The sequence below is a fragment of the Azoarcus sp. TTM-91 genome (assembly GCF_012911025.1).
In the GTDB taxonomy this organism is placed as follows: Bacteria; Pseudomonadota; Gammaproteobacteria; order Burkholderiales; family Rhodocyclaceae; genus Azoarcus.
On sequence record NZ_WUEI01000156.1, the window covers coordinates 1 to 8,087 of the forward strand.

Consider the following 8,087-nt stretch of genomic DNA (forward strand, 5'->3'; position numbering starts at 1 on the left):
AGCGCCAGGCCAGCGGCGGCCAGCTCGACCGCGAGCAGTTGGTCAGCACCCTGGAGGCGGCGCTGCAACTCGCCCGCAGCCTGGGCGACTACGCCAGCGCCCACCAGGGCCTCGCCCACGACGCCCAACCCCGCCAGACCCTCACCGAGGCGGTGCGCGACCTGGGCCAGGGCGCCAACGACCAGGCAGGCGGCGCGGGAGGAACAGAGCCGGTGATCGCCCTCGCGGCGCCCGCCGGCATCGCCCTGGGCAGCGGACGCAGCATCGCCCTGGGGGCGGACGCCTCCCTGGACGCCGCCGCCCTACAGCAGCTGCAGCTCACCGCGGGCGAACGCATGGTACTCAACGCCGGCACCGGCCTGGGCACCTTCGCCCAGGCGGGGGACATGCGCCATATCGCGCACCAGGGGGAGTTGCTGCTGCAAGCGCAGCACAACAGCCTCCGGGTGGAGGCGGATCAGAGCGTGGAGATCAGTGCCAGTCAGCAGCATGTGCAGGTCGCCGCCAGGGAGCACATCACGCTCTTGTGCGGCGGGGCTTACATCAGGATCGCCGGCGGGAATATCGAATTGGGCATGCCGGGTGAATTCACAGCCAAGGCGGCAAGCCACCAATTCGTCGGCCCCAGCACGCAGGAGGCGACACTCCCCACCTTCCTGCCGCCGAACAGCATCTGCGTCGAGTGCCTGCTGATGGCCGCCCAGGCCGGCAGCCCGCTGGCACGGAAGGGGCTGTGACCATGGCGAGGCCTCGTATCGACCCGCCCCCGGAAGCCGCGCAACAAGCGCTGTGCGCAAGGCTGCGCCATGAATGCCGGGGCTTGGGGCAGACCTCCGTCCATGCACTGTTCGACCCCTCCTGCGCCGATCCCTCCCTCCTCCAACCCCTGGCTGAACTGGCAGGAGACGTGCGACATCTGTACCAAGGGCTTTATGCCGGAGAACGGCTGGAGCGGGTCGATCCCTGGTTGATGGAAATCCCGCTCGAACAAGCAGACAAGCTTCTCGCGCTTTGTCGGCTGTGCGCCGGCCAGCCCGCACTCGCTTTCATCGTCACCACGACGCCGGGCGCCGCACTGCTGCAGCACTTGCGGCAACAACTGGAAGCGCGAGACCCGGACGGAACGCTCTACATCCTGCGCTGGACCGACACCCGCTGCCTGCCGGCACTGCACGGCTGCTTCGATGAGCCGCAACGTATCCGGCTGCTGAAGCACATCCAGGTCTGGATGTACTTCGACCGGGAAGGCGAGCCCCGGCAGATCACCCGGCCGGCAGCTCTGGATTCATCGAGGGAAGAGCCCGCGCCTTACCGGCTAAGCGCCGAGCAAACACATGCGCTGCATCAGGCAATGCGGCCCGACGCCCTGCTGGCGCTCATCGCGGACCGGCCGCAGGTCTACGGGAGACTGACCGGACTTCCCTCCCAACAGCATCTGGCGGCCCGCCTGGCGCTGACCCATCTCGACCCAACAGCGGCTACTGCCGAAGCGCTGCGGGCGGTATCGAGCAATCTGGAGGCGCGTGGATTGATGCAGCACTGAATCGAGGAGTTGGCAAATTGCCCAGCCCCCGCAACGAATACCCGATGGCCTCTTCACCACCGAGCCTTATCAAGCTCAACAGACTGCGCTAGGCCCATTCCGTATGAGAGAACACCGTGAAGCTACCGCGTTACCTGCCCCGCCTGGTTGTTCATTGGTTCAACAATCGCAACTAGGTCCACATCAACAGGTCGCGAAGGAACCCATCATGAATTGGCTGAAGTCCGTATTTCTGCTTGCTGCACTGCTCTTGAGCACAGCTTGTAGTCAGTCCGACTCTCAACCACACCTGATAGAAAAGGCCACCAGCAAGACACTGCAACTCAGCGTCCTCAACTACACCGATGACTATATAGACGAGGTATATGTCAATCGCTCCTGGGCCGCGAATCAGATGCCCCACTCGGGTGGTGGCGGATTTGCAGGTTTCGCAGAGCTCCCGTCACGTTGGGATCCGAACTACAAACTCACCGTCCGGTGGCGCGACGAGCCCCTATACCACAAAGACCCCAACGCCTTTTATCAGCGCGAGGTCGCGACCGAGCCCTATCAGCAAGACGAGCGTGGGCGCATGACTTTTCTTTGGATCGCCTTTTTCCCGGGTGGGGTGCTGAAGCTCTATCCCACTTGGGTGGCGCCAAGCCATCCCGACTTTCCGGAGGGGCTGCTTCTTCCGAAACTGCAGTGCCGTAGGCAACACCCGAATAGCGACTGGTGCGAGAACAGTGGAAGGCAGCAACGGGAGAAGAGCCGCCAAACGGCGGAGGCCGCTAAGGAAGCAACGCCATGACGATATCCAAACTGCCTTCCCCCCTATATCAAACACCCTGGCGCCTGTACGACCATGAGCGGCACTCCATCACATGCGCAGACTCACTCGAAGACCCCAACTCTTGCTCGCGGACCCTATACGTCGCGTTCTTCTTCGATGGAACACGCAACAACCTTCTCTACGACAAGAGCAAGATGACGCATAGCAACATCGCACGTCTATACCTTGCGTTCGATGAAGAACTCAAGGCAGGCGAAGACCACCAATACCGCTATCGCACCTACGTCCCCGGCGTCGGTACCGAATTCTGGAAGCAAATCGGCGACACCGGCGTAGACCTGCACAACAGCGTCGGCGCTGCAACTGGCTGGGGCGGCGAAGCTCGTATTAACTGGGCTCTGCTCCAACTACAGAACCATCTCCATCTCTACGCAACAGGGAAAAAACTCACAGAAGAAAACGAAGACCGCGCCCTAGTGCAGCAAATGAGCACTGACATCTCCTTACCCACAATGCAATTGCCATTTTCGAAAGAAGCACCTCCGCCGGTGCCGCAATCAGACGAAGACATCGCATTGCGCAGAAAAGTCTGGTTCAACGAAGTCGCAGAAGCCGTAGCCCATATGCAATGGCGCGGCAGCAATATAGACGGTCGGCGCAGAGTGCTTGCACAGCGAAGAGCATTGCTGAGAAAAAAACTCACACCCTTGCTGACCAGCAAATTGCCGCGGATTGCGCGCATCCGTCTCTCGGTATTCGGTTTTTCCCGCGGCGCAGCCGAAGCGCGGGTGTTCGTCAATTGGCTGCGCGATCTGTGCGACAACGCCAAAGGCCCCATGCATATCTGCGGCGTCCCGACGCAAGTAGATTTTCTGGGGCTCTTCGACACGGTGGCTTCGGTAGGGGCAGCTCAGTCCGTGCTGGAGGACATCGCCACCGGTCACGGCGGCTGGGCCAGGGCACGCGACCTGCGTATTCCGGGACCACAGGTGGTCGCCCGTTGCCTGCATCTGGTGGCGGGCCACGAGGTGCGTGGCTCTTTCCCGCTGGATGCGGCTTCAGGCGGCAACGTGGAGGAGGTGATCTATCCGGGTGTGCATTCGGACCTGGGCGGCGGGTACAGGCCGGGCGAGCAAGGCCGCAGCCTCACGGATAGCGACAAGCTGTCGCAGATTCCGCTATGCCACATGTACCGCGCGGCGGTTGCCGCCGGGGTCCCCCTGCTGGATCTGGATCAGGCCGCTGCTCCATTGCGGGAGCAGTTCCTGGTGTCCGAAGCGCTGACCACGCGCTTCAATACCTATATGGCCGAGATGAAGAAGTTGGTGCCCAAAGGTGGGGATACCAGAGCGCTGGTCCGCGAGCATTATCGCCTGTATCTGCGGTGGCGGCGGCATTGCCTTGGCAGGCTCGCCGAATTGCCGGCAGTGAAGCGGAGTACTCGCCAAGATCGCACTGACCTGTTGGAGGCCGACGCCGAATTGCTACTTGAGTGGAAGGATCTGGCCAGCACGGATAAGAAAGTGGCGTCCCTCGATAGCATCCGCAACAGCGCATTTGGCCAACACGGCTATACCGGCATGGCAATGGACTTCGGCGGCTGGATTGCGAGTTGGCATCCGATTGTTCAAATTCCGAAGAAGGTGCTTGGCGAGTTCAAGTACATCCAGTGGAAGCAGGTCAGGGAAACCTGGGACCAAGGGGGCCCTCTCCCGGCCGCCGTACACACCCTGTTTGCAGAAGACGTACACGACTCACGTGCCTGGTTCAAACCATTTGGCGACGATGATGACGTCTGGGACAGCATCAGCCGGGAAAGACTGCAATACCTGATGGACAAGGAGCAGGCAGCAACCGCCCCCCGCAGACGTATCAACCCCAGAGCAAGGCCGGTTCCGTCACCGCAATTGACTGACAGCGAGCGGCGGGAACTGGACGACTACCGGAAACACCTGGCGGGCCGCTCTCCCGCCAGCCTCCCGGCGGACGCGCTTCCCGGTCAACGAGAGGGGAGGGAGCCCTCCCTTTACTGGGGCTATCTACGCTGGCGCACTGTGTACGAAGACGTACTGATGGACTATCGCGCTCAGCACCCGGACCTGGCCGAGGCCACGCCCGAAGTGCTGAAAGCTCGTCAGCGGGCACTGGAGCGGGAAAGCGAGCAGCTCATCGCCAGAGCAGAGGAACTCGACAAGCAGTTGAACGCAGTGGCGATGAGCGGCGGCAGCGGCGCCTACTTCCCCGAATTCAACGAAAGAGGCGCTATCTACCAGCGTCAACAGGAAATCGCTATTGAGTTGAAAGCCATTGAGGAATTCCTGAATGAGCTGGGACCAGAACCGTGGTGGAGCCTGTTCTGAACGCAGTCCTTGCCCAGGCATGACTGCCTCGACTCCTCCCGGCTGCCATGCCTGCACTTTTCAGTCGCAGTCCGGCTCCACCCTCAATCCCACTTCGGCGCGAAATCCGGGCTTGCAATGCGCTCGTTGCGATCCAGCTTGGCGATCTCCGCCATTTCCGCCTCGCTCAGCTTCAACGCCTGCGCCTTGAGGTTGGCGGCGAGGTTCTCACGTTTGGTGGAGGACGGGATCACCGCGTAGCCCTGCTGCAGGCCCCAGGCCAGCGCGACCTGGGCCGGGCTGGCGCCGTGGGCCTCGGCGATGCGCTGGATCACCGGCTCCTGCATCACCTTGCCGTAGGCGAGCGGCATGTAGGCGGTGAGATGGATGCCGTGCTCGCGGCAGAAGGCGACGACCTTGCGGTTCTGCAGGAAGGGATGGATCTCGATCTGGTGAGTGGCGATCTCGACTGCGCCCACGGCGGCGATGGCCTGCTGCAGGTGGGCGATGGTGAAGTTGGACACGCCGAGCGCGGCGGTGAGGCCCTGGGCCTTGGCCTCGGCCAGCGCGCCGAGGTATTCCGCCACCGGCAGCGCATCGCCCGGCGAGGGCCAGTGGATGAGGGTGAGATCCACCTTTTCCAGGCGCAGCTTGCGCAGGCTTTCCTTGAGGCTGGGGATGAGCTTGTCGCCGGCGAAGGCGTCGGTCCAGATCTTGGTGGTGACGAAGAGTTCGCCGCGCGGCACGCCGCTGTCGGCGATGGCCTGGCCGACCTCGGACTCGTTGCCGTATATCTGCGCGGTGTCGATGTGGCGGTAGCCAAGCGCAAGGCCGTTGCTGACGGAATCCAGGACTTGCTGGCCCTTGAGGCGGAAGGTGCCGAGGCCGAAGGCGGGAATCTGCATGTGGAGGCTCCTGTGTCGGAAACGTTGTTGGAGAAAGCAGAGTGTGGCCGCTTTACCTTTGCCGAAAAACCGGGCCACACTCACAAGACCTTTGCGATTGCCGCAACAATGCCGCCTCGAAACGATGAAAACCACGCTGGAAGAACTGCTCGCCTTCGTTACCGTGGTGGATAGCGGCTCCATCACCGCCGCCGCCGAGCAGCTTGGCCAGACGGTGTCCGGCACCAGTCGGGCGCTGTCGCGGCTGGAGGAGAAGCTGGACACCACCCTGCTGCGGCGGACCACCCGGCGGCTGGAACTCACCGAGGAAGGGCTGGCCTTCCTCACCCACGCCCGCGGCATCCTGGCCGCGGTGGATGCCGCCGAAGACCAGATGGCGCTGCGCCGCCAGCGCCCCGCCGGACGGCTGCGGGTGAATGCGGCGGCGCCCTTCATGCTGCACGTGATCGCGCCCCTGGTCGGAGAGTTCCGCCGCCAATACCCGGAGATCGAACTGGAGCTGAACAGCAACGACCAGATCATCGACCTGCTGGAGCAGCGCACCGACCTCGCCATCCGCATCGGCCCGCTGCGCGACTCCACCCTGCATGCCCGCCCGCTGGGCGCGAGCCGGCTGAGGATACTGGCCAGCCCGGCCTATCTGGCGCGACATGGCACGCCGGCCGGCGTCGCCGAACTGGCCGGCCACAGCCTGCTCGGCTTCAGCCAGCCGGAAACGCTGAACCGCTGGCCGCTGCGCGATGCCGGCGGCGAGGAAGTGCAGATCCGCCCGGCCGTTTCCGCCTCCAGCGGCGAAACCCTGCGCCAGCTCGCGCTGGCCGGCGAAGGCATCGCTTGCCTGGCGGACTTCATGACCGCCGCCGACCGTGCCGAGGGCCGGCTGATGGAGCTGCTCGCCGCCGAAACGCTGGACGTGCGCCAGCCCATCAACGCGGTGTATTACCGCAACACCCAGCTGGCCGCGCGCATCGCCTGCTTCCTGGATTTCGTCGCCGGGCAGATGCGGGCGCAGTGAGCCGCCATCGCCGGCCAGGCTCAGCGCGTGGCCTGGGTCTGCGCCGGCGCGCCCGGGCGGTCGAACAGCATGAACACCACCAACGCCGCGCAGGGAAACAAGCCGCCCACCCAGCACACCCGCATCCAACCGCCATGCGCCCAGGCCCAGCCGCCCAGCGCCGAACCCAGCGCGCCGCCCATGAAAAACAGCGACATGAAGAGGCCGTTGAGGCGGCTGCGAATGGCATCGCCCAGGCTGTAGATGCCGCGCTGGCCGGTGATCAGGGTGACCGCCACCATCGCATCCAGCACCAGCGCCGCCACCACCAGCGCGATCAGGCCCAGCGCGCCGCCCGGCTCTGCCAGCAGGCCGAGGGCGAAGGACAGCGCGCCCAGCGTCAACCCGGCGGCGGTCAATCCACGCGTAAAGCCGCGGTCCGCCAGCCGGCCCACCACCGGCGCGGCGAAGGCACCGGCCGCGCCCACCAGCGCAAACAGCGCAATGCCCTGCTGGCCGAAGCCGTAAGCTGGGCTAGCGAGCAGCAGCGGTGCGGCCGTCCAGAACAGCGAGAAGGCGCCGAACATGCCAGCCTGGTAAGCAGCCCGGCGCTGCAGCAGCGGCGTGTTGCGCAGCAAGGGCCACAGGGAAGCGATCAAGCGCGCATAGCGGACCGCCGGCGTAGCGTCCGCCTGGCCGCCCTGCGTGCTCAACGCCGCCCGCCGAGCCGGCAGGTACTACAGCAGCACCAACGCCAGCCCGCCCATCAGCACCGCCGACAGCCAGAACACCGTCTGCCAGTGGCCGGTGGTGGACAGCAGGCTGGCCAGCGGACGGGCGAGCAGGATGCCGAACAGCAGCCCGCTCATCACCTGCCCCACCGCCTTGCCGCGCTGTGCCGGCGCCGCCAGCTGGGCGGCGAAAGGCACCAGCACCTGGGCGGCGACGCTGCCCAGGCCGATGGCGAAGGCAGAGGCGAGAAACACGGTGGCGTTGTCCGCCAACGCGGCATTCACCAGCGCCACGGTCGCCAGCCCCATCAGCGCAGCAACCAGTTTGCGCGCCTGCACCAGGTCGCCCAGCGGCACCAGCAGCAACAGGCCGAGGCCGTAGCCGATCTGGCTCAGGGTGACCAGCACGCCAGCGGCGGACAGCGGCATTTGCGTATCCGCCGCGATCAGCTTGATCAGCGGCTGGCTGTAGTAGAGGTTGGCGACGATGGCGCCGCAGGCGAAAGCCAGCAGTACGGTGACCCACGCCGGCGTAGACGGCGTGGCGGTGGAGTCGGAGGGAGAAGTCATGGGGGGATCCGCTTGTTGTTGTTTGGAGAGGCCGACAGCCAGGGAGGCGCTTGCGTGTCATTCACGCCTTCGAGCCGACGCATCGGGGCGCAGGAAGCACTGCGCCAGACCACGCTGGCCGGCGGCCGGGGGTAGCATTGTAGGCAAATCGCGGCCTGGCCCCGGTCCGCTGCACCACCAGGGGACACGCGCGGGCACATCGGCGGAAGCCGGAGCCACCGCCAGGCCCCAAC

At 64.9% G+C, this 8,087-nt stretch carries 8 protein-coding genes; 5 read left to right on the top strand and 3 right to left on the bottom strand.

Annotated features, from left to right (window positions below; genetic code table 11):
- The 4 genes from GRF61_RS22265 to GRF61_RS22280 all read left to right on the top strand — a co-directional run.
- Nucleotides 1-737 (top strand): DUF2345 domain-containing protein (locus tag GRF61_RS22265; protein ID WP_169152815.1); only part of this gene is annotated, 737 nt, incomplete at its 5' end.
- An 83-nt stretch (nt 738-820) separates the two neighbouring features.
- Complete coding sequence (locus GRF61_RS22270; protein ID WP_169152816.1) at nt 821-1,543, top strand: DUF4123 domain-containing protein; 723 nt, start codon at nt 821-823, stop codon at nt 1,541-1,543.
- A 208-nt stretch (nt 1,544-1,751) separates the two neighbouring features.
- Nucleotides 1,752-2,333, top strand: a complete 582-nt coding sequence (locus GRF61_RS22275) for a DUF3304 domain-containing protein (protein ID WP_169152817.1) — start codon at nt 1,752-1,754, stop codon at nt 2,331-2,333.
- Nucleotides 2,330-4,675, top strand: coding sequence for a DUF2235 domain-containing protein (locus tag GRF61_RS22280; RefSeq protein WP_169152818.1), 2,346 nt, complete (start codon nt 2,330-2,332; stop codon nt 4,673-4,675). The genes GRF61_RS22275 and GRF61_RS22280 overlap by 4 nt, the downstream gene beginning before the upstream one ends.
- An 83-nt stretch (nt 4,676-4,758) precedes the next feature.
- Here the strand turns inward: GRF61_RS22280 and dkgB are convergent, their stop codons facing one another.
- Nucleotides 4,759-5,559 (bottom strand): 2,5-didehydrogluconate reductase DkgB, encoded by an 801-nt coding sequence (dkgB, locus tag GRF61_RS22285; RefSeq protein WP_169152819.1) that lies wholly within the window; start codon nt 5,557-5,559, stop codon nt 4,759-4,761.
- A 124-nt stretch (nt 5,560-5,683) separates the two neighbouring features.
- Here dkgB and GRF61_RS22290 point away from each other — a divergent pair, with 124 nt between their 5' ends.
- Nucleotides 5,684-6,574, top strand: coding sequence for a LysR family transcriptional regulator (locus GRF61_RS22290; protein ID WP_169152820.1), 891 nt, complete (start codon nt 5,684-5,686; stop codon nt 6,572-6,574).
- A gap of 20 nt (nt 6,575-6,594) precedes the next feature.
- Here the strand turns inward: GRF61_RS22290 and GRF61_RS24650 are convergent, their stop codons facing one another.
- Nucleotides 6,595-7,266, bottom strand: a complete 672-nt coding sequence (locus GRF61_RS24650) for an MFS transporter (protein ID WP_211166140.1) — start codon at nt 7,264-7,266, stop codon at nt 6,595-6,597.
- A gap of 24 nt (nt 7,267-7,290) precedes the next feature.
- Complete coding sequence (locus GRF61_RS24655) at nt 7,291-7,854, bottom strand: MFS transporter (RefSeq protein ID WP_211166141.1); 564 nt, start codon at nt 7,852-7,854, stop codon at nt 7,291-7,293.
- Nucleotides 7,855-8,087 lie beyond the last annotated feature (233 nt).